The sequence below is a fragment of the Methylobacterium sp. WL7 genome (assembly GCF_008040085.1).
GTDB lineage: Bacteria > Pseudomonadota > Alphaproteobacteria > Rhizobiales > Beijerinckiaceae > Methylobacterium > Methylobacterium mesophilicum.
The window spans coordinates 1-21,780 of record NZ_VRVG01000015.1 but is presented as its reverse complement, the minus strand read 5'-3'; the positions used below and the strand labels follow the sequence as shown (position 1 = coordinate 21,780).

Here is a 21,780-nt window from a genome sequence, read left to right as displayed (position 1 = left end):
CCGGTGAAACCCGTGTGACGAGGCGTTGAATGGCGACCGAGAAGAAGCTGAAGGATCCGGCCGAGGCCGCGCTCTCTGCGATCGAGCAGGCGCTGAACCTCGACGCCCTGACGCCGACCGGCACCGAGAGCCGCGCCGAGCCGCGCCTGCCCGATGTCGGGGATGCCGATCCCCTGCTCGACGGTGCCCTCGACCCGGCCGGCCGCCAGACGCCGCCGCGCCTCGACCTCGACCCGCCGCTGGCCTCCGACCTGCCCCCGCCCGGCCGCGAGCGTCCGCGCCGCGAGGGCGGACTGCTGCCGCCCGACCGCTCGCTGGTGGCGAACGATGACCGGCGCAACATCGGTATCCTGCAGCAGACCTTGCGGGTGCGCTCCTCGCCCAAGCCTTATCTGTACGCGTTGCTGGCCGGCCTCGCTTGGATCGCCGGCCTGGTGCTGGTCGCCTGGCTGCAATCCGGCGGCGACCTGCGCGGCGTCGTCTCGGGCCTCACCCCGCTCCAGGCGACGGTGGGCGCCGCGGCCCTGCTCGGGCCGGTCGTCCTGTTCGTGATCGCCGCCATGCTGGCCGCGCGGGCGCAGGAGATGCGCCTCGTTGCCCGCGCGGTCGGCGAAGTCGCGGTGCGCCTGGCCGAGCCCGAGAGCTTCTCCACGGATGCGGTCCTGACCATGTCGCAGACGGTGCGCCGGGAAGTCGCCGCGGTCGGCGACGGCGTCGAGCGTGCGCTCGCCCGGGCCGGCGAACTCGAGACCCTGGTGCGCGGCGAGATCGCCACCCTGGAGCGGGCCTATTCCGACAACGAGATCCGCATCCGCTCCCTCGTCGAGGAGCTGGTGGCCCAGCGGGAATCCATCGTCACCAACGCCGAGCGGGTGCGCGGCGCGATCACCGGCTCGCACCAGAGCCTGAGCCAGGAGCTGGAGGGCGCGTCCGAGCGGATCGTCCTGGCGCTCAACGGCGCGGGCGAGCGCGTGACCGGGGCGCTCGACGCCCGCGGCGCGGCCATCACCGCATCCCTTGGCGAGGCCGGCGACCGGGTCGTCAGCCTGATGACCGGGCGCGGCGACGAGTTGATCGAGAACCTCGCGGCCACCAGCGAGGGCGTGCGCGGCAGCCTGCTGGACGTCGGCGAGAGCCTGACGCGCGCCTTCGAGACCCGCGCCCGCGACGTGACCGGCGCGTTCCAGTCGACCGGGGACGCCCTCACCGGGCGGATCGCCGAGAGCACCGCCTCCGTCGCCCAGAGCCTCGCCGAGACCGGCCTGCGCGTCAGCGAGTCCCTGGAGCGCCAGGGCGGCGTCGTGCGCGAGAGCTTCGAGCGCTCGGTGATCGGCCTGGAGAACGCTTTCCTGTCGCGGAGTTCCGAGCTGACGGAGCGGTTCGGCGCGATGGGGACTCAGATCACCGCGCGCTTCGCCGAGACCGGCGCGGCCCTCACCCAGGACATTGCCGGCCGCGGCTTGGCGCTGCGTGCCGAGATCGAGACGGCCGGCCTCTCCGTCGCCGAGGCGATCGAGAGCCGCGGGCGCGACGCCCAGGCCGCCCTGGCGCTGGCCATGGGCGGCGTCGGCGAGACGCTGACCAGCCAGGCCGGCACCGTGCGCGATGACCTGATCGGCACCGCCGAGCGGATCGCCGAGACGATCGCCGAGCGCGGCGATGCCCTGGCCGGGCGCATGGACGGCATCGCGGCGCGCCTGCACGACACCGTGACGGTCCAGGCCTCGGACCTCGAGAGCCGCGTCCAGGCGGCGGCCGAGCGGGCCGGCGGCCACATCACCGACAGGACCGAGGCCGCCACCCAGAGCCTGGAATCCGCTTTCTCGGCGCTGGGCCACGGCTTTGAGGCCGGCGCCGCCGCCGCCGTCCAGTCCCTGCGCGGCTCCGCGAGCACCGTCACCGGCGAACTCGAGGCCCACACGCGCGCGGCGTCCGCCCGCCTGGCCGATACCCTGCAGACCCTGCGCCACGGCTCGGCCGAGGTGACCGGCGCGGTCGCGGCCGAGACCGCGAACCTGCTGACCCATTTCCGCGATGCCGCCGACCGGGCCGGCATCGAACTCAATGAGCGCGGCTCTGCCGCGGTGACCGCCCTGCGCGGCGCCCTCGGCGACCTCAACCGCGAGCTGTCCGCCCGCACCGGCGACGCCACCCGCAGCCTGGCACAGGCCGCCCGCGCCATCTCGGACGACCTCGCCGCCCGCATCGGGGAGATGGAGGCCGCCTTCGGCGAGCACGGCAAGGGCGTGGCCGAACTCCTGGCCAGCCATGCCGAGGAGACCCAGACCCGGATCAGCGGCACCGGCCGCGACATCGTGCTCGCGGTGGCGAGCCAGGGTGCGCGCATCGCCGACACGCTCAGCCAGACCGGCGCGAGCTTCGCCGAGACCGCCGACGGCCGAGTCCGCGCTATCGACGAGACTCTCGGCAGCCGCCTCGCCGCCCTGCAGGAGACCATCGCCCGCGGCGACATCCTGGCCGACCGCATCGGCCGCGACACCGCGACGATGGGCGAGACCGTCGGGGCCCGGCTGGAGGAGATGGACCGGCTCATCACCGTCAAGGGCCAGGCGGTGGCCGAGACCATCGCGACCCGCGCCCGCGAGGCCGGCAGCCTGGTCGAGACCCATCTCGGCGACCTGGAAGCGCGCTCGGCCAAGCGCGCGGCCGAGATCGGCGACGTCGTGGCGAACCTGGTCGATCACGTCGACGGCCGGATCGACGCCCGCGGCAAGGCCCTGAACGAGGCGCTGGCCGCCCGGACCGGGGAGATGGCCCGGATCATGGAAGAGGGCAGCCGCAACCTGGTCGCGGTGCTCGACGGCCGGGCCGAGGGGCTCGGGCAGGACATCGACCGGCGCACCGCCGAGATGGCCCGCCGTATCGCGGGCAGCGCCGAGCATTTCGACGCCGGCGTCATCAGCCGTCTGCAGGAGATTGCCAACGCCCTCGATGAGCGCGCCCGCCTCGTGGACGAGAGCTTCGGCGTGCAGGCCTTCGAGGCGATCCGCCTGATCGAGGCGCGCACCCGCGCGGTCGACGAGGAACTGGCCGGCCGCACCCGCGACCTGGTCGCGACGATCACCGACCGGACCGGCGGGATCGACAAGGCGATGGCCGAGAGCATCGGAAGCCTCACGGGGGCCGTGGCCGAATCCACCCGGGTCCTCGAGGCTTCGCTGTCGGGCCGGGTGCAGGAGATCGTCCAGCTGGTGGACGAGCGGGCCCAGAGCGCCGACGCGGCCCTCTCCGCCCGCACCGAGGCCGTGCGCGCGGCCTTCGCCGAGCGTTCGGAACTGCTCGCGACGTTGATCGACGAGCGCATCGCCGCCATGTCGAGCGAACTCGACGAGAAGGGCCGGACCGTGTTCGGGGCGATCGGCGGCCGCATCACCGAGCTGGCGCGCCTGTTCGACCGCGGCGGCACCTCGCTGGCCGAGCTGATCGACCAGCGCGGCGACAGCGTCCTGTCCAAGCTCCAGCAGACCATTGCGGATGCCGAGCGGATGCTGGAGGCCGGCGAGGGCCGCCTCGGCCACACCCTGTCGAGCCGCACCGCCGACATCAGCGGCCTGCTCGACGAGGGCGTGCGTTCGGTCCACGGCCTGCTCGACGACCGCACCAACCAGATCCGCGTGATGCTGGACGGCCATGCCGGCACCCTGGCCACCACCCTCGACGGCCGCATGGGCCCGCTCAACGAGGCGCTGGATACACGCGGCCGCGCCCTGATCGCCGCCGTCGAGGACGCCTTCGGCAGCGCCGCCGGGGCCCTGGATTCCCGGACCCAGGCGCTCGGCGGCCTGTTCGACGAACGCCTCGGGCACCTGGAGAACCTGGTCGAGGGTCGCGGCAACCGCCTGGCCGAGACCCTGGACGCCCGCGCCCAGGGCCTGCGGACCCTGTTCGAGGAAGCCCACACCGCCCTCGACGCGGTTGTGGAAGGCGGGGGCGGCCGCTTCGCCGCCTCGGTCGACACCAAGATCCAGGCGTTGCGGACGATGCTGGAGGCGGCGCCCGCCGCCGTCACCGCGCTGGTCGAGACCCGGGAGCGCCAGCTCGCCGCGACCCTCGACAGCCGCACGCAGCGCCTCCAGGCCCTGTTCGAGGAGGCTCAGGCCGGCCTGCGCGATCTCGTGGAGGTGCGCGGTCAGGAACTCGCCGACACGATCACCACCCGGACCGAGGGCCTGCGCCAGACCCTCGACGCGGCGCCCACCGACATGGCGGACCTGCTGGATGCCCGCTTCGCCGACCTGCGCGCCTTGTTCGATCGGGCGCAGTCGGAGATCGACCGCCTGGTCGACGGCCGCAGCCGCGAGATCGCCGGCACCATCGAGCACCGCACCCAGGCCCTGCAGACGGCGATCGAGCAGGCCAGCCCGGCCATCGCCGGCCTGCTGCAGGCGGGTGAGACCCAGATCGCCCAGGCCTTCCAGGCCCGGAGCGGCAACTTGGAGGCCCTGTTCGCCCAGGCGCAGTCGGAGATCGATCGTCTGGTCGACGGCCGCGGCCGCGAGATCGCGGGGGCGATCGAGCACCGCACCCAGGCTCTGCAGACCGTGATCGAGCAGGCCAGCCCGGCCATCGCCGGGCTGCTGCAGGCGGGGGAGACCCAGCTGGCCCAGGCCTTCGAGGCCCGGAGCGGCGACCTGCAGGCCCTGTTCGCTCAGGCCCAGGCTGAGATCGACCGTCTGGTCGATGGCCGCGGTCGCGAGATCGCGGGGACCATCGAGTACCGCACCCAGGCCCTGCAGACCGTGATCGAGCAGGCGAACCCGGCCATCGCCGGCCTGCTGGAGGCCCGCGAATCGCAGTTCGCCGAGACCTTCGAGGCCCGCAGCGGTCAGCTCCGGACCTTGTTCGAGCGGGCGCAATCCAGCCTTGAGCTCTCGGTGGAGAGCCGCGGCCGGGAGATCGCTATGGCGGTCCAGGCGCGCACGCAGGACCTGCGTACCCTCCTCGACGCGGCGCCTACGGGCGTGGCCGCCCTCCTGGACACCCGGATCGAGACCCTGCGCACGACCTTCGACGAGGCCCGTTCGGCGATCGAGACGTTGCTCAGCGAGCGCAGCCAGGCGCTGCTCGACGCCGCGCAAGGGCGCACCGGCTCGCTGGTCGAGGCCTTCGATGCGCGGATCCGCGACCTCGACGGCGTCGTCGAGGGGCGCACCGCGGCCCTGGTGCACACGGTCGAGGCGCAGAGCGAGGCGCTGGCCCGCGGGGTCGATGCCCGTGCCGACGCCTTCACTCAGCGCATCGACAGCCGCATGCGGCTGTTCGCGACGCTGGTCGCCCAGCGCGCCGAGACGCTGGCCACCGCCTTCGACGACCGCCACGACGCCTTTGCGGGCCTCATGGACGAGCGCACCGCCAGCCTCGTGGCGGCGCTCGACGAGCGGGCGCGGGCGCATGCCGAGCAGGTCGACGCGCACAACGCCGCCCTGGCCGACACGCTCAGCCGTCGCGAGGCGGCGCTGGCGGGCCTGATCGACGCCCGCACCGAGGCTCTGGGGGCCGGCTTCGAGCGCCGCTCCACCGCGCTCGGCGCCCTGGTCGATGCCCGCGGCGAGGCTCTGTCCCGCCGCCTCGCGGAGAGCGCCGAGGTGCTGGTCCGCGCCATCGAGGAGAAGGGCGGGGCGCTCATCGCCAGCGTCGACGGCAGCTGCCGTGCGGTCGGCGACAGCCTGGAAGGGCATGTCGAGCGCCTGCGCGCGGCCATCGACGGGCCGATGCTCGACCTGTCGCGGGCCCTGGCCGACCGTGCCGACGCCATCGAGCGCGTGCTGATCGAGACCGGCGTGCCTCTGGCCGAGACGCTACGGCTGCAGACCGAGGAACTGGCCGCGCAGTCGCGGGCCTCGGCCGAGCTGCTCCGCGCCGCCATCGACGACGGCGCGGGCCGCGCCCTCACCGAACTGTTCGAGACCAACGACCGGCTGGGCCGCGAGCTGGGTGCCGTCCTCCAGCGGATCGAAGGTGCCAACGCGGCGCTGGGCGAGCTGGTGTCCGGTGCAGGCACCAACCTCGGCGCGATCGAGCAGGGGCTGGCGGGCCGGGTCGAGCAGGTCCAGTCGGCGCTGCAGCGCATCGCCTTGGAGACCGGCCGCGCCACCGCCGGTGTTGCGTCCCAGGTCGAGGCCCTGCGCGAGGTCGCCAACACGGCGCTGCGCGAGGCGACCGGCCTCGCCGAGTCCCTCGACGGCCGCGGCCGTGCGCTCGGCGAGCAGACGTCCGTGCACGTTTCAGCGCTCGACCGGGCGGCCTCGTCGCTCGCCGCGATCGAGGAGCGCCTTGGGGCTACCCTGTCGGGCCGCGAGGCCGCGCTCGCGGAGGCGCTGGCCGGGTTCGAGGCACGCGCCAACACCCTGGAGCAGCAGGGCGGCGCCCTGGCCGAGACGATCGAGCGCACGCTGCGGACCGCCGAGGAGCGCGCCCGCGCCGTCGGCGAGGCGCTGACCCGCTCGGCGGAGGGCGCGGGGGCTTCGGTCACCAGCGCCTTCGAGGGCCTCAAGGACAGCGCGGGAGCCGAGAGCGAGAAGGCGGCCCAGGGCGTGCGGCAGGCCATCGAGGAGGCCGCCCGGGAGATGCGAAGCGGCCTCGACGAGGCGCAGACCAAGTTCGGGGCCTCGGTCTCGTCCCTGCGGGAGATGGCGGGCTCGATCCGCGGCGAACTCGACGCGACTCGCGCCGAACTCGCCCGGGGCGTCCTCGACCTGCCGCGCGAGACGCAGGATGCCACCGGCGAGATGCGCCGGGTGGTGGCCGACCAGATCAAGGCGCTGAACGAGTTGTCGGCCCTCGTGTCCCGCACCACCCGCTCGGTGGACGTGGCCCAGCCGCAGGCCCAGCGCCGGGTAGCCGAGGGCGGCTCCCGCGCCGTCTCGGCGGCGCAGGTGAGCAGCGCTTCGACTGCGACGCAGGCTCAGCCGGTCTCGACTCCGGCTCTGCCGGCGCCCCAGGTTCCGGCGCGGTCCGCCATCGGTCCGGCCCGGATCGAGGCGCCGCGGCCCTCTGCGACTGCCCGCCCCGCCGCCATGACGGCGGGCGGCGCCAAGCGCGGCTGGCTGTCGGACCTGCTGACGCGCGCCTCGCTGGACGAGGACGACGACGCCGAGCCGGCGGCCACCAGCGCCGCGTCCCCGGCGCCGTCGGGCCGCCAATCCCCGGCGCAGTCTCAGGCCCCCGCCGAGACCGGCCGGATCGCGCTGGACACGATCTCCACCGACATCGCCCGGATGATCGAGCACCGGACCGTGGTGGACCTGTGGGAGCGCTATCGCCGGGGTGAGCCGAACCTGTTCGACCCGCGCATCTACACGCCGCAGGGCCGGACCACCTTCGCGGAGATCCAGCGCCGCTACCGCGCCGATGCGGAGTTCCGCCGCAGCGTCGACCGGTACGTGGGTGAGTTCGAGCGGCTGCTGGGCGACGTGGTCAAGAACGACAGCGACGCCAAGCGGACCGACGCCTACCTCACCTCGGAGACCGGCAAGGTCTACACGATGCTGGCCCATGCCAGCGGGCGCTTCGACGGGGCGTAGGACGACGGCCGGCGCGGGTGCATCACGTACCCGCGCCGCCGGTACGCGGCCTCAGAGAAGGCCCAGACCGACCAGCTCGCGGCGCAGGGCCTCGGGCATCTCGGCGAGGTCGCCCGATTGCCCGGCGCCCAGGTCGGCCGGTGCGTCTCGGGCCGTGAGGTAGCGCCAGCCCTGGAACGGTCGGCAGGGGCGGGGCGACACCGGAACGAGGCGCGGGTCGAAGACGAGCCGGCAGCGCGGGATGCCGTCCTCTCCGGTCAGCTTCTCGATCGCGGTGATCGCCTGCCGACAGGACAGGGTCCCGCGGATCACCCAGTAGATCGAGCCCTTGCCGGCGATCTCGCGATGGCGCTTGGGCAGGGTGCGGGTGACGTGGAACGGGTCGGCCGGCCGACCCTCGCGCAAAGCCTCGGCCCGGTACCGCTCCTGACGGGCTTCGAGGTCGGCGATGGAGGCGGGTCCGACGCAGAGCTTGATCAGGTTCAGGGCCACGGAAGCGTTTCGTCTGACGGCCCTCGGCGGGCGGGGCCCCCTGATAGCAGGCTCCGGGCGCGTCCGCGCCGTCAGGCGAACAGGGCGAGCCGCTGCTCCGGCGGCAGCGCGTCGATCGCCGCGAAGCTCAAGGCCGGCAAGCCCGGTTCCAAGGCGGGTGCGGCCGCGAACTCGGCCCCATCCGCGTTGGGGCTGGGCTCGGCGTGTATGGCATCCATGCCTACGAACGCGTTTTCCGCCGCGAGATCCTCGATCGTCGCGTTTTCCGCCTCGTCCGAGACGGGCAGGAACACGATGTCCTCGTGCAGCGGCGGGCTTCCCGGGCGGGCGACGAGCGCCGCCGCGGTCACGGCCGGGACCTCCATGGCGATGTAGCGGTCGATGTCGCTCTGGCAGAGGTCGAGCGGTGGCGCGTCCGGCAGGGCCCCGGCCGCCGGGTTGACCGGCATCGGCGGGATCCGCTCGGCGTCGGTGCCCCAGATCGCGATCATCGACGCGAGCCGGTCCTCGAGGTAGCGCAATGTATAGACGATCCGGGCGGTGCGCTGGGCGGTGAGATCCTGAAACGAGCAGGCCGTGTAGATCGCGGTCGCGTGCCGATCCAGCGCGTCGCAGGTCGGGGCGTCGGCGCCCCGCTCGCGCAGGGTCCAGGCCGCCTCCTGGATCGCTTCGGCCGAGCCGAGGATGTCGGAGGTCGCCTGCTCGGTCTCGCGGACGATGGCGTCCAGCGCCAGGGAGGCCTGCGTCAGGCGGGTCTGCTCGTTGTCGCGCGCGCTGATCGCGGCGATCTCGGCCTTGGTCTGGCTGATCGCCGCGGCCATCTCGACGAGGTTGCCGTGCAGCTGACCGAAGGCTTGGTTGTCCCGCTCGGCCGTCACCACGTGCTCGAGCCGGCTCATGGCGCCGAGCAGCATCTCGGTCTCGGCGGCCCGGTTGCGCCGGGCATACTCGGCCAGAAACCAGCGCCCGCGCTCGCTGAGGCAGATCGTCGCCTCGATCGCCTCGTACTCGGCGAGGGCGCCTGCGGGGGCTGAACCGGACATGGGATCCCTCCGAACCCGAAAGGACGGCACGGCGACGGCCGGCGCGCGGTGCGAACCGGGAGACGGCAAATTGACAGGGAGGGTTTAACGGGCGCTTACGGCGTTCGCACCCGGGACCCGGGACGTCCCCGAACCCGCTTCCCTTCCTCCGGGACCTCTTATCCTTGCCTCGTCCGTCCGGCCCGGCGCGCCTGTCGCTGCTGTACGCCGTCGTCTTCACCGAGATCGGCATCGCGATGCCGTTCATGCCGCTCTGGCTCGACGGCCTCGGCCTCGATGCCGGGGTGATCGGCGTGCTGCTCGCCCTGCCGATCGCCACGCGGATCGTCGCGACGGCGCCGCTGATGAGCCTGCTCGACCGCGGGCTGGGTCCGCGGCGGCTGATCATGATCGGCAGCCTCGCCCTCAGCCTGACCTACGCGCTGATGCCCGGCGCCGCCGGGCTCGGCTGGCCCGCGCTCGCGTCGCTCATCGTCCTCAACGCCGTGGCCGGCGCGCCGCTGGTGCCGTGCATCGACTACCTGACTCTGGCGGCCGTGCGCCGCGACGCCCGCCTGGTCTACGCCCGGATCCGGATGGCGGGCTCCATCGCGTTCCTGCTGGCCAACCTCGCGGGCGGCCTGATGCTCTCCGCGCTCGGCGGCCAGCTCGCGGTGCCGCTGCTGCTCACCGGCCTCGCCCTGGCGGCGGGGTTCGTGGCCTGGCGCAGCCGCTCGGTGGTGGCCCTGCCGCAGGTCCCGTCCGGGACCGTGCGGCCGCGCCTGCCGCTCAGGCTGTGGCTCTGCATCGGCGCCGCGGCGGCGATCCAGGCGAGCCACGGGGCGATCTACGGGTTCGGCAGCATCTACTGGACCAGCCAGGGGATCGCACCGGCCTGGGTCGGCTCGCTCTGGGCGACCGGCGTGCTGGCCGAGATCGCGCTGTTTGCCGGCATCACCGCCCTCCCCGCCGCCTGGCGCAGCCCGGTGCGGCTGCTGGCTCTGGGCGCCGCGGCGGCGATCCTGCGCGCGGTCGGCATGTATCTTCTGGGCGACCACCTGGCCGCCCTGGTACCGCTCCAGGGCCTGCACGGCCTGACCTTCGGGGCGACGCAGCTCGGCGCGATGGCGGCGGTGTCGGCCTACGCCCCCGAGGGCGCGCGGGGCCGGGCGCAGGGCACGCTCAGCGCGGTCAACGCCGGAATCTCCGTGGTCGCCACCCTGGCGAGCGGGCTCGCCTACCGGGCCGGCGGCCCCCTCGCCTTCCTGCTGATGGCGCCGCTCGCCGCCTGCGGCCTGGGTCTGGCGCTCGCCTCCGGCCGCGTGCCGCCGGATACGGATCGTCAACCGTAATGTCGACATAACCACACGGCAGGGTGGTGCCTCCAATCGAGGAGTTAGGGCTTGCTGAGCGAGGGCATGGTTCCCGGCGCATCGCTGCGGGACCGGCCGGCGGATGGCCGGTTGGCGCTCGACGGGCGCTGGACCGCCGACCAGGCGCCGACCGTCGAGGCGAATGCGGCGCGCATCCTGGCGGCCGGCCGGACCGGTTCCGTGACGGTGGACCTGTCCGGGATCGAGCGGCTCGACACGCTGGGCGCCTGGGTGCTCGAGCGGACCCGCGCCGAGATCGAGCACGCGGGAGGCGCGCTGACCTATGTCGGCGTGCGGACCGAGCACCGGACCCTGCTGGGCGAGGTCCGCCTGCGCGAGGTCGAGGCCGCGGACCCGCTGCGACGCGGCCGCGTCGTCGGGTTCCTCGACACGGTCGGCCGCGAAACCGTGCGCGGCGGCCGCGAGTTCGTCACCGCCCTCGCCTTCCTGGGCGAGGTGATCGCCGCCTGCGGGCGGGTGGCCCTGCGGCCGGGCACGTTCCGGGGCACCGCCCTGGTCAACCAGATCCAGCAGGTGGCCTTCAACGGCGCCCCGATCATCGTGCTGATCTCGTTCCTGGTCGGCGGCATCGTCGCCCAGCAGGGCATCTTCCAGCTCCAGCGCTTCGGCGCCCAGACCTTCGTGGTGAACCTGATCGGCCTCCTGATCCTGCGCGAGATGGGCGTCCTGCTCACCTCGATCATGGTCGCGGGCCGCTCGGGCTCGGCGATCACCGCCGAGATCGGCTCGATGCGCATGCGCGAGGAGGTCGACGCCCTCCGGGTCATGGGCCTCGATCCCATCGAGATCCTGATCGTGCCACGGGTGCTGGCCCTGATGGTCGGCCTGCCGATGCTGACGCTGATCGGCGACATCGCCGCGCTCACTGGCGGCGGCCTCACCGCCATGCTGTACGGCGGGCTGACGCTGGATCAGTTCCTGGTCCGGCTCCAGGCGGCGGTGGGCGTGCACCACGTCATGGTCGGCCTGATCAAGGCGCCGTTCATGGCACTGATCATCGGGATTCTCGCCACGATCGAGGGCTTCGCCGTGGAGGGCTCGGCCGAATCTCTGGGCCGCCACGTCACCGCCTCAGTCGTGAAGTCCATCTTCATGGTCATCGTCCTCGATGGATTGTTCGCCGTGTTCTTCGCCGCGATCGATTTCTGAGCCCGCTGTGATGATCGCCCCCGCCATGCCCGAGACCGCCGCCGGCCCCGCACCCATCATCCGGGTTCGCGACCTCGTGGTCGGCTTCCGGGACCGCACCATCCTCAAGGGGCTGAACCTCGACATCCGCGCGGGCGAGATCATGGGCTTCGTCGGGCCGTCGGGCCAGGGCAAGTCGGTGCTCACCCGGACGATCCTGGGCCTGACGCCGAAGCGGGCGGGCACGATCGAGGTGTTCGGCCGCGACGTCGACGGCATGACCTATGCCGAGCGCCGCCGCATGGAGCAGCGCTGGGGCGTGCTGTTCCAGCAGGGCGCCCTGTTCTCGGCGCTGACGGTCAAACAGAACATCCAGGTGCCGATGCGCGAGCATCTCGACTTGTCCGAACGCCTGCTCGACGAGTTCGCCCGGCTCAAGATCGAGATGGTCGGCTTGCAACCGGATGCGGCGGACAAGCTGCCCTCCGAGCTGTCCGGCGGCATGATCAAGCGCGCGGCGCTCGCCCGCTCCCTGGCGCTCGATCCCGAGATCCTGTTCCTCGACGAGCCGACCTCGGGGCTCGACCCGATCGGCGCGGGCGAGTTCGACGACCTCGTCTCGACCCTGAAGGAGACGCTGGGCCTGACCGTGTTCATGGTCACCCACGACCTCGACAGCCTCTACACCGCCTGCGACCGCATCGCGGCGCTGGGCGACGGCCAGATCATCGCCGCCGGCACGATCGAGGAGATGCTGGCGAGCGACCACCCCTGGTTGCGCTCATACTTCCACGGCAAGCGGGCCCGCGCCATCACCCCCGGGGTGCCGGCGCATGCCTGACCGCCCCTTCCCCCTGATCCCGTCCCGGTCCCGCCTGGGATCGTGGACACGCAGCTCGGCCGGACCCCGTTCGCCGAGCGGAACCGCAGGCTGATCGCATGGAAACCCGCGCGAACTACGCCCTCATCGGGGCCTTCACCCTCGCCGTCATCCTGGCGGGCTTCGGCACCGTGCTGTGGCTCTCCGGTGGCTCCTCGCGGCAGGTGAGCCAGATCGTCCGCATCGTATTCTCCGGCTCGGTCGGGGGGCTCTCCCGCGGGTCGAGCGTGAACTTCAACGGCATCAAGGTCGGCGAGGTCACCGATATCCGCCTCGCCCCGCAGGACCCGCGCCGGGTGCTCGCCCAGATCAAGGTCGACCCCTCGACGCCGCTCCGGGCCGACACCCGCGCCCGGCTCGATTCGGCGATGCTGACCGGCGTCTCGGTGATCTCCCTGTCGGGCGGCAACGCCGACGCGCCCGTGCTCGCCCCGATGGCCAACGGCGAGCCGCCGACGATCTTCGCCGATTCCTCCGACATGCAGGACATGATGGCGCTGGCCCGCCAGGTCGCCCAGCGGGCCGACGACATGCTCGCCCGGCTCGACCGGATCGTGGCCGGCAACGAGGGCGCGATCAACCGCGCGCTCACCAATGTCGAGGCGTTCTCGAAGACGCTCGCCGATGCGGGCCCGAACATCGCGACCCTGGTCAAGGCGGTGGATGGGGTGAAGCTCGGCCACGTAATCGACAATGCCGACCGGTTCTCGGCGGCCCTGTCGAAGTCCAGCCCGGACATTGAGGGCGCCGTGCACGACGCCCGCTCACTGGCGGCCAAGCTCAACGCATCGGCCGACAAGATCGACGCGGTGCTCAACGGCGCCCAGAGCTTCCTCGGCTCCGCCTCCGGCCAGGAGGGCTCCAGCACGTTCACGGAGATCCGCGCGGCCGCGGTCTCGGTGCGCGACGCCGGCAAGGCCTTCCGCGTCATGTCGGAGAACCTCGACAAGCGCACCGCCAGCATCTCGACGAATTTCGGCCGCCTGAGCGGCACCGGCCGCCGGGAGGTGGAGGCCCTGTCGGGAGACGGGCAGCGCACCCTCAACACCCTGAACCGCACCGTGCGCAGCCTGGAGCGCGACCCGAGCCAGGTGATCTTCGGCGGCAAGCCGTCGTTGCCCGAATACAACGGCGGGCGGTGAAATCACCGTGCGCCCGGCCGATGTGTCCCGGCGCACGGCACTTATACGAGCGAGGGATAGTTTCTGCGGCATAGCTTATACAGCTCTGCCGTTCGCCGGCGGGGTTCCTCAGGTTGTGCGTATGGCCCGCTGCTCGTCCCACCTCATCGCCGCCGCGCTGCTCGCCGCCCTGCTGGGTGGCTGCGGCGGTGCGACGCCCCTGACCTTCGATCTCGCGGCGCTCCCTCCGGCCGGGCGCCCGGTCGCGGCCGGCCGCTCGATCGCCGTGTCGGAGCCCGTGGGGATCCAGCCGTTCGAGGCCGACCGGATCATCGTGCGCGAATCCGGCGGCGCCCTCGCCTTCCTGGGCGGCGGCCAATGGGCCGACCGGCTGCCGCGGCTGATCCAGACCCGCCTCCTGCAGAGCCTGGAGAATTCCGGCCGGCTCCGCTCGGTCAGCCGGCCCGGCGACAAGGTCGTGGCGGATTATCAGCTGATCAGCGAGATCCGCGCCTTCGACATCCAGGCGACGACCGGTGAGGCGGTGGTCGACCTGTCCCTGAAGCTCGTGGCCGACGGCACCGGTAAGGTCACCGCCGCCCGGATCTTCACCGCCCGCGTGCCGGTGGCCAAGATCGACGCCGGCAACGGCGCCCGCGCCCTCGACCAGGCCCTGACCACCGTGCTGGCCGACGTGGTGCGGTGGGTGAATACCGGACGGTGACGGGGCGCGGCCTGAGCCGCACGATGCCGTCGATCAGACGCCCGGCTGTAATCGGTCGATGGAAGACGGCGCTTCGTCAGCCCGGAATACGCCGAGGACGATCATCTGCTCCGGTCGGTCTTGCGTGAGCGCCAAGACAGCCCTCATGTCGCCGGCACGAACGATGAAGGTCTCCTCGCCGTGACGCTTGCCTAAGCGGACGACATCTTCCGAACGCGTCAGGGTCTCGCGATCTCTCGAGACATGCTCGACCTTCTCGAGAAGACGGCTCACGTCGATGTCGTTGACGTCGCGCGCCTGCATGCGGTCGACGGCATGTTGGGTGAACACGGTGTTCATGGCTGACGATCCCCCGACTCGGATCCGAACATTCGCTTGACGTCGTCGAGCGTCCGCAGCTTCCTGTCCTGAATATCGCGTTTCGCCGCTTCGATCATCGGGCCGACCAGTTCCTGAAGCGCGATGCCCAGAACGTCGGCCTCACTCAATGCGCGGCGCATCCTGTTTTCGTAGCGGGCGGCCCCCCAACCGTACAAACCCATGCCTGATAGGACGATCACGAGAAGCCAGAACGAACGGCTGTAAGGCGTCGCGCTCCAATCGAGAACCTGTACTCCGTCGATCGTCTTCGTGATCTCGAAGATGTAGGCGCCCGACAGAACGTTGCCGAGAAGACCAAGGAGGCCGAGTCCGACGGCTTTCACAAGGGGGTGGTCAAAGAGCAGCCGCCCGATACGCTCCACGGGGCCGCCCTTGATTCCCGTAATGCCTCTCGGTCTTGAGGTTGCTACAACCCAATCGTTCGCACAAGAAGGTCGCCCGGCCGGTCACTCCATCACGGCCGCCTTTAGGATCACCACCATGGTAGCCCGGGCCGGGCCCTCGGTGCAGCGCACGAGGTGAGGCCGGTCGCAGCGGTAGCGCAGGGTCTCGCCGGTCCGGGCGCGCTGCACGATCCCGCCGATCTCGACCTCGAACGCGCCCTCGGCGACCGAGAGCGATTCCACCGAGCCGCGCTGGTGCGGATCCGAATCGAGGACGCCGCCGAGGTCGGCCGTGACCTCATACCATTGCAGCCACTCGATCGTCTTGATCCAGCCGATGATCGCCAGCCGGACCTTGCCGTCCTCCGAGACCAGGATCGGGGTGTCCGCCCGGGAGGTCTTCTCGATGAACGGCTCCTCGTCGCTCGACGCCAGGACCCGGTCGATCGACACGTCGAGCGCCTGGGACAACCGCCAGATCGTCGCCAGCGTCGGGTTGGTCTCGTTGCGCTCGATCTGACTGATGATCGACTTCGCCACGCCCGATTGCTCGGCGAGTTCCGACAGCGAAAGGTTGTAGGCCTTGCGCAGGCGCTGGATCGTCTTGCCGAGCTGGCCGGAGAGCACCTGCGCCCCGGTCAGCAGGTCGCGTCCGCGCGTCCGGTCGGGCCGTTCCGCCTGGTCCTGCATCGTCACCGGTCCACCCTGGCCGTTCCGTTATCCGAACGATCGTGCGCTTCTTCAAACGCAATCGCCGTCCGGACGCAAGGCAGGGGGCTTTGGAAGCTAACGCCAGATCGCGTGGAAGTGGTGGACCGGCCCATGGCCGGCGCCGATCGCAAGGCGATCCGCGGCCGTGAGCGCGGCCGTGAGGTAGTCCTTCGCGGCCGTCACCGCCTCCGGCAGCGTCAGGCCCCGGGCGAGCCCCGCCGCGATCGCGGACGAGAGCGTGCAGCCGGTGCCGTGGGTGTTGCGCGTGGCGATTCGCTGGGCCGCGAAGGTCTGCGCGTGACCCTCCCGTGTCACGAGGTGATCGACGCTTAGCGCCCCGGTCCCGTGGCCGCCCTTGATCAGCACGGCGCGGGCGCCCAGCGCGATGAGCCGCCGGGCCTGGGCGACGATTGCCGCCTCGTCCCCGGCGACCGGCTCGCCGAGCAGCACCGCCGCTTCCGGCAGGTTGGGGGTGATCAGGTCGGCCCGGCCCATCAGCCGCTCGCGGAGCGCCGCCACGGCGTCCTGCGAGATCAGCCGGTCGCCGCTGGTGGCGACCATCACGGGGTCGAGGACCACCGGGGCGGTCCCGGCCCACCGTGACAGCCCGTCGGCGACCGCCTCGATCACCGCGATCTGCGACAGCATGCCGATCTTCACGGCATCGACCGCCAGATCGGAGAACACGCTGTCGATCTGCCGGGCCACGAAGTCGGCCGGCACGTCGTGGATGCCCTGGACGCCGCGGGTGTTCTGGGCGGTGAGCGCCGTGATCACGCTGGCGCCGTAGACGCCGAGCGCCGAGAAAGTCTTGAGGTCGGCCTGGATGCCGGCGCCGCCGCCGGAATCCGAGCCCGCGATGGTGACCGCGATGGGGCTGGCGCCGCTCACCTTGAGTCTCCCCGCACCGACAGGGCGGCGTCGATGGCCGCGCGCAGTTCCCGGGCGCGCTGGCGCACCGGCTCGGTCCCGAACAGGGCGGTGATCACCGCGACGCCGTCCGCACCGGCGGCGATCACCGGGGCGGCGTTGTGCAGGCCGATGCCCGCGATGGCGCCGAGCGGCAAGCCGGCGCCGCGGGCGAGCCGGGCCCGGAAGGCGATGCGCGAAAAGCCATCGAGGCCGACCGGTGGATCGGGATTATCCTTGCTGGTGGTGGCGAACACGCCGCCGATGCAGGCGTAATCGACCGGCAGCCGATACAGCTCGTCGGCCTGGACGGCGGTCTTGACGGTCAACCCGATGATCGCCCCCTCCCCCAGCAGGCAGCGCGCCTCGGCCGGGTGGAGATCGCTCTGGCCGAGATGGACGCCGTCCGCACCGGCTGCCAGGGCCAGGTCGACCCGGTCGTTGACCAGTACCGGCACCCGCCCGCCCACGGCGGCCTGGATCGCCCGGATCCGCGCGAGCGCGACGCGGGCGTCCGGGATGTCCTTCTCGCGGTACTGGAGCAGGGTCGCGCCCCCCGTCGCCGCGTCGGCGGCGAGCCGCGCCAGATGATCGCCGTCGGCGCCGCAGACGCCGACATCGAGGAGGCCGTAGAGCCGCAGATCGACGGGCCGGCTCCCGGCCGTCGCGGAGTTCGCGCGCGCTGCCATTCTGGTCGCCGGCCCCCGCCGGAACTGGCCCTGCGCCGGCCCCGCGCCGGCGCATCTCGGGCGGTCCTGTTTGGGCAGCGGCCGTCGGCTTTGCAACCCGTCCGGTCACAGAGCCGCGTTGACGCGCGGCGATCCTGTACCCCTATAGAGACGTATCAGTCTGGGATCCCGCACCCGGCGGGAGAGGTTTTTCTAGAGGGACGATGACGGTCGGCGAGGCACAGACGGGTGCGCGCGGGGCACAGGCCCTGCCGGAGCGCTCCTCCGTGGGCCTCGTCGCGGTGATCGTCGCGGCGACCAAGGGGGAGCCGCGCGCCCTGACCATCCGGGTCCCGGATCAGGCCCCGGGCCGCGGCGACGGCCTCCCGGCCGGGCCGCTCGTGCCCGAGCACGCCACCCTGGAGCGGGGCCTGCGCGCCTGGGTTGAGCGGCAGACGCACCAGCGCCTCGGCTATGTCGAGCAGCTCTACACCTTCGGCGACCGCGACCGCTCCGGCACCGCCGACATGCCGGACGCGCATTCGCTCTCGGTGGCCTACCTCGCCTTGGTCCGCGAGGAACGCCCGGCCGGCCTGGCCGAGGCGGCGTGGCAGAACTGGTACCGCTACCTCCCGTACGAGGATTTCCGCAAAGGCCGGCCGCCCCAGCTCGACGCGATCGAGACGCAGCTCGCCGCCTGGGCCGCCGAGCCGACGGATTGCGCGATCCGCACCCGCCGCCTCGACCGGCTCGGCCTGACCTTCGGGATGAACGGCGGCACCTGGAACGAGGAGCGCGTGCTGGAGCGCTACGAGTTGCTGTTCGAGGCCGGCCTGATCCCGGAAGCGAAGGGCAATGCCGGCCCGGCGGTGCCGAACGACCCGACCGGCGTGCCGATGGCCTTCGACCACCGCCGGGTGCTCGCCACCGCGATCGGCCGGCTGCGCGGCAAGATCAAATACCGCCCGGTGGTGTTCGAGCTGATGCCCCCGGCCTTCACCCTGCTCCAGCTCCAGCGCACCGTCGAGGCCCTGTCGGGCACGCAGCTGCACAAGCAGAACTTTCGCCGGCTCGTCGCCCAGCAGGGGCTGGTGGAGGAGACCGAGGCCCTCACCAGCGGCACCGCCGGCCGACCGGCCCGCTTGGTGCGCTTCCGCCGGGAGGTTCTTTTGGAAAGGCCGGCCCCGGGGCTGCGGCTGCCGTTGCGGCGGGTGGGGTGATCGGCGCAGCCTCGCTCGACGGTGCCAGCCAAGGGCTCACCAGATTGGGGTGCGCGACCCGACGCCGTGTCAGATCGGCACCAGCCGCTCAGGCGATACGCGCGCGGCGCGCCACAGCCACAGAGCCGTCAGCACCAGCAGCAGGGTGGCGACGGCGCCGGTGCAGTCCAGGGCGTCCCAGCCGGCGCGGCGGCCGGGACCCAGCAGGCGCACGAGCACCGGGCCGAGGATCTGTCCGGCCGCGAAGGCGGCGGTCATGCGGGCGAGGAGCGGCGTTGGGTTGTCGGGCCGCGCCTCGCGGGCCAGTTGCAGGCCCGCCATGGTGGCGACCATGAAGGTCCCGCCCACCAGCACCGCCGAGGCCGCGACCGCCCAGAGGGTGTGGGCCACCAGGGGCAGGCCGGTGCCGAGCGCCATGAGGCCCTGCGCCGCCGCCCAGAGAAGCCGCCGCGGCACGCGCGTCAGCCAGTGGGCCACGGCCGCGACCGACAGGGCCGAGGCGAGGCCGAACAGCGGCCAAGTCAGGCCGAACACCCTTGGGTCGGAGGCCAACTCGCGGGCCATCGCGGGCAGGAACGTGGCCGGCACGATGTAGCCGAACCCGAAAATTCCGTAGCACAGGACCAGGGCCGCCTGCCCGCTCCGTGACGGACGGGCGAAGGACGCGGCCTCGCGCTCGCCGATCCGGACCGGGGCCAGGCCCTGCCCCCGGGACAGGAACCCGACGAGCAGCGCGCCCAAACCTGCGACGAGGCCCAGTTCGAGCCACAGCCGCGTCGCCGGCTGGGTTCCACCCAGCCAGGCCAGCGCGCCGGCCAGCGCGATGCCCAGGCCCACGCCGGTGTAGATCCATGCGCCGAGCCGCGCGACGTGGCGCCGGGCGAGCTCGGCGAGGCACCAGCCGCTCGCGCAGATCAGGGCCCACGCGCTGAACACGCCGGCCAAGGCCCGCAATCCGGCACCGAGCCCGGCCGGCGCGGCGTGATCGGCCGCCGCCATCGCCACCGTCGTCAGCGCCACGCCGGCGAGGCTGAGCAGGAGGCCCCGGAGCGGAGCGCGGGCGAACCAGGGGGCCGTCAGCGCACCGACCAAGTACCCGACATAATTCGCCGCGGCCCATTCGGCGCCCGCGGCGGCGGTGAGGGTGTCGTCGCGCATCATCAGCGGCATCAGGGGCGTGAACGCGAACCGGCCGATCCCCATCGCGACCGCGAGGGCGACGAGGCCGCTGGCGACGATTGGCCAGGGCGGGCGATTCGGATCGGTCGGAGCGTGCGGGAGCGTACTCATGTCGGCACCCCTTGAACACCCGCGGGGCGTTCTTGGAAAATGAATTTTTGTGACGTACGGTTCTCTTGATGAGAACGATGGATCTGGACGACCTCGACATCTTCCGCTGTGTGGTCCGAGAGGGCGGCGTGACGCGGGCGGCGACGCGGCTGCACCGGGTCCCGTCCAACGTGACGACCCGCATCAAGCAGTTCGAGGCCCGTCTGGGCGTGGCCCTGTTCCGCCGCGAGGGCCGCAGCCTGAACCTTACCGAGGCGGGGCGCATTCTCCTGGGCCATGCCGAGACGCTGCTGCGGATGGCCGATCTGGCCGAACAGGAGCTGCGCAGCGGCGTGGTCCGCGGCGTCCTGCGCCTGGGCTCGCTGGAGAGCGCGGCGGGGGCGCGGCTGCCGCCGATCCTGTCGGCCTTCCACGCCCAGTTCCCCGACGTCACGATCGAGCTGCAGACCGGGACGAGCCGCGCCATGCTCCGGCAACTCGAGCGCTTCGAGATCGAGGCGGCCTTCGTCTCCGAACCGTTCGATCACTCGAGCCTGTTGTCGGTGCCGGCCTTCGACGAGGAGCTGGTGCTGATCACCGGCCGGAATGCGCCCGGGATCGGCACCGGCACCGGCCGGCGGACCCTGGTGGCGTTCCCGCACGGCTGCTCCTATCGCCAGCGCCTGATCGCGTGGCTGGCGGAGGACGGGGCGTCCTACGACCGGGTTCTGGAGATGAGCTCGTACCACGCCATCGTGGCCTGCGTGGCCGCCGGCACCGGTATCGCCATCGTGCCGGCGGCGGTGCTCGACAACGCGGTGATGAGCACGGCGATCGAGCGCCATCCGCTGCCGTCGCACCTGCGCATTAACTGGACCCGCCTGGTCTGGAAGGGGGAGGCCAGCGCGGCCCTGCGCGCGCTCACGATGCTGCTGCCCGATGCGGCCGGGACCAGCGCGCCGGCGTAGGGCGCGTGTTCGCCCCTACCCGTAGGTGTGGTCGTCCGCCGGGAACCGACCGGCCTGCACGGCGTCGGCGTAGGCTTTCACGGCATCCTCGATATGGGCCCGCAGCGACCCGAACTGCCGGACGAATTTCGGGGTGCGCTCGGACAGGCCCAGCATGTCCTCCAGCACCAGGATCTGCCCGTCGCAGACCGCCGAGGCGCCGATGCCGATGGTGGCGGCGGCGACCTGCGGGGACGTGGCGATGGTTCGCGCCACCGGCTCGACGATGCCCTCCAGCACGATCGCGAAGGCCCCGGCCTCGGAGATCGCGCGGGCATCCTCCAGCAGGCGGCGCTCGTCGTCCGGCGCCCGGCCCTGGACCTTGAACCCGCCCATCGTGTTCACCGCCTGCGGGGTCAGGCCGATATGGCCCATCACCGGCACGCCGCGCTGGACTAGGAAGGCCACCGTCTCGGCGAAATGCGCCCCGCCCTCCATCTTGATCGCCCCCGCGCCGCTTTCCTTGAGCACCCGGGCGGCGTTGAGGAAGGCCTGCTCCCGGCTCGCCTCGTAGGAGCCGAACGGCATGTCGACCACCACCAGCGCCTTGGCGGTGCCGCGGATCACCGCCTGCGCCTGCAGGATCATCATCTCCAGGGTCACCGGAATGGTCGATTCCATCCCGTGCATCACCATGCCGAGCGAGTCGCCCACCAGGATGAAGTCGCAATAGGGATCGACGATGCCGGCGGTGTGGGCGTGGTAGGCGGTGAGCGCGATGATCTTGCGCCCCTCGGCCTTGCGCTTGCCGATGTCGATGGCTCGGAGCCGGCGGGACTGCACGACCTGCGACATGGTTCGGACCTCTTTCGGCTCATCGGGGTCGGCGGATGGCGCCCGAAACACCACGTTTCCCTCTCCCCTCTGCGGGGAGGGTGGGCCGGCCGTCAGGCCGGGTCGGGAGAGGGGAGCCCGGTTTCAGGAAAG

The 21,780-nt window shown here is 72.2% G+C and carries 17 protein-coding genes; 8 read left to right on the top strand and 9 right to left on the bottom strand.

What is annotated here, in order from left to right:
- The first annotated feature begins 29 nt into the window (after positions 1-29).
- Positions 30-7,544, top strand: a complete 7,515-nt coding sequence (locus tag FV233_RS06565) for a hypothetical protein (protein ID WP_147896986.1) — start codon at positions 30-32, stop codon at positions 7,542-7,544.
- Between the two features lie 51 nt (positions 7,545-7,595).
- On the opposite strand, the gene FV233_RS06560 is transcribed toward FV233_RS06565, so the two are convergent.
- Together FV233_RS06560 and FV233_RS06555 are read right to left on the bottom strand one after the other, a co-directional pair.
- Complete coding sequence (locus FV233_RS06560; protein WP_147857009.1) at positions 7,596-8,036, bottom strand: DUF1489 domain-containing protein; 441 nt, start codon at positions 8,034-8,036, stop codon at positions 7,596-7,598.
- 71 nt (positions 8,037-8,107) lie between these two features.
- A complete protein-coding gene (locus FV233_RS06555; protein WP_147857010.1) occupies positions 8,108-9,079 on the bottom strand; it encodes a hypothetical protein in 972 nt (323 codons plus the stop codon).
- Positions 9,080-9,243: 164 nt separating this feature from the next.
- Between FV233_RS06555 and FV233_RS06550 the strand changes: the two genes are divergently transcribed.
- The 5 genes from FV233_RS06550 to FV233_RS06530 all read left to right on the top strand — a co-directional run bounded on the left by FV233_RS06550 (position 9,244) and on the right by FV233_RS06530 (position 14,305).
- Positions 9,244-10,410, top strand: coding sequence for an MFS transporter (locus FV233_RS06550; protein ID WP_147896985.1), 1,167 nt, complete (start codon positions 9,244-9,246; stop codon positions 10,408-10,410).
- A gap of 66 nt (positions 10,411-10,476) precedes the next feature.
- The gene (locus tag FV233_RS06545; RefSeq protein ID WP_147855719.1) at positions 10,477-11,601 is read left to right on the top strand and encodes an MlaE family lipid ABC transporter permease subunit; all 1,125 of its coding nucleotides are present in this window, start codon (positions 10,477-10,479) and stop codon (positions 11,599-11,601) included.
- Positions 11,602-11,611: 10 nt separating this feature from the next.
- Positions 11,612-12,421, top strand: a complete 810-nt coding sequence (locus FV233_RS06540) for an ABC transporter ATP-binding protein (RefSeq protein ID WP_187277788.1) — start codon at positions 11,612-11,614, stop codon at positions 12,419-12,421.
- A 98-nt stretch (positions 12,422-12,519) separates the two neighbouring features.
- Positions 12,520-13,602 carry an MlaD family protein gene (locus tag FV233_RS06535; protein WP_147855716.1) on the top strand — a complete coding sequence of 361 codons (1,083 nt, stop codon included), beginning with the start codon at positions 12,520-12,522 and terminating at the stop codon, positions 13,600-13,602.
- Positions 13,603-13,723: 121 nt separating this feature from the next.
- Entirely contained in the window at positions 13,724-14,305 is a 582-nt protein-coding gene (locus FV233_RS06530; protein WP_147855715.1) for an ABC-type transport auxiliary lipoprotein family protein, read from the top strand.
- A gap of 33 nt (positions 14,306-14,338) precedes the next feature.
- Here the strand turns inward: FV233_RS06530 and FV233_RS06525 are convergent, their stop codons facing one another.
- From FV233_RS06525 to thiE, 5 genes are all read right to left on the bottom strand, one after another.
- Positions 14,339-14,644, bottom strand: coding sequence for a DUF4258 domain-containing protein (locus FV233_RS06525; RefSeq protein ID WP_147855714.1), 306 nt, complete (start codon positions 14,642-14,644; stop codon positions 14,339-14,341).
- Positions 14,641-15,048: a hypothetical protein gene (locus FV233_RS06520; protein WP_147855713.1), complete on the bottom strand. Its 408-nt coding sequence runs from the start codon at positions 15,046-15,048 to the stop codon at positions 14,641-14,643. Before FV233_RS06520 ends, FV233_RS06525 begins: the two co-directional genes overlap by 4 nt.
- Before the next feature lie 84 nt (positions 15,049-15,132).
- On the bottom strand, positions 15,133-15,759 hold the full coding sequence (locus FV233_RS06515) for an XRE family transcriptional regulator (protein WP_147855717.1): 627 nt from the start codon (positions 15,757-15,759) through the stop codon (positions 15,133-15,135).
- Between the two features lie 96 nt (positions 15,760-15,855).
- A complete protein-coding gene (gene thiD / locus FV233_RS06510; RefSeq protein WP_147855712.1) occupies positions 15,856-16,671 on the bottom strand; it encodes a bifunctional hydroxymethylpyrimidine kinase/phosphomethylpyrimidine kinase in 816 nt (271 codons plus the stop codon).
- Complete coding sequence (gene thiE / locus FV233_RS06505) at positions 16,668-17,378, bottom strand: thiamine phosphate synthase (protein WP_147896984.1); 711 nt, start codon at positions 17,376-17,378, stop codon at positions 16,668-16,670. The genes thiD and thiE overlap by 4 nt, the downstream gene beginning before the upstream one ends.
- Before the next feature lie 203 nt (positions 17,379-17,581).
- Between thiE and FV233_RS06500 the strand changes: the two genes are divergently transcribed.
- Entirely contained in the window at positions 17,582-18,577 is a 996-nt protein-coding gene (locus tag FV233_RS06500; RefSeq protein ID WP_147896983.1) for a hypothetical protein, read from the top strand.
- A gap of 69 nt (positions 18,578-18,646) precedes the next feature.
- Here the strand turns inward: FV233_RS06500 and FV233_RS06495 are convergent, their stop codons facing one another.
- The gene (locus tag FV233_RS06495; protein WP_147896982.1) at positions 18,647-19,867 is read right to left on the bottom strand and encodes a YbfB/YjiJ family MFS transporter; all 1,221 of its coding nucleotides are present in this window, start codon (positions 19,865-19,867) and stop codon (positions 18,647-18,649) included.
- A gap of 68 nt (positions 19,868-19,935) precedes the next feature.
- On the opposite strand from FV233_RS06495, the gene FV233_RS06490 reads away from it, so the two are divergent.
- Complete coding sequence (locus tag FV233_RS06490; protein ID WP_147896981.1) at positions 19,936-20,814, top strand: LysR family transcriptional regulator; 879 nt, start codon at positions 19,936-19,938, stop codon at positions 20,812-20,814.
- 15 nt (positions 20,815-20,829) lie between these two features.
- Here FV233_RS06490 and panB read toward each other — a convergent pair whose 3' ends face one another.
- Complete coding sequence (gene panB / locus FV233_RS06485; protein WP_147855196.1) at positions 20,830-21,648, bottom strand: 3-methyl-2-oxobutanoate hydroxymethyltransferase; 819 nt, start codon at positions 21,646-21,648, stop codon at positions 20,830-20,832.
- Between the last annotated feature and the right edge of the window lie 132 nt (positions 21,649-21,780).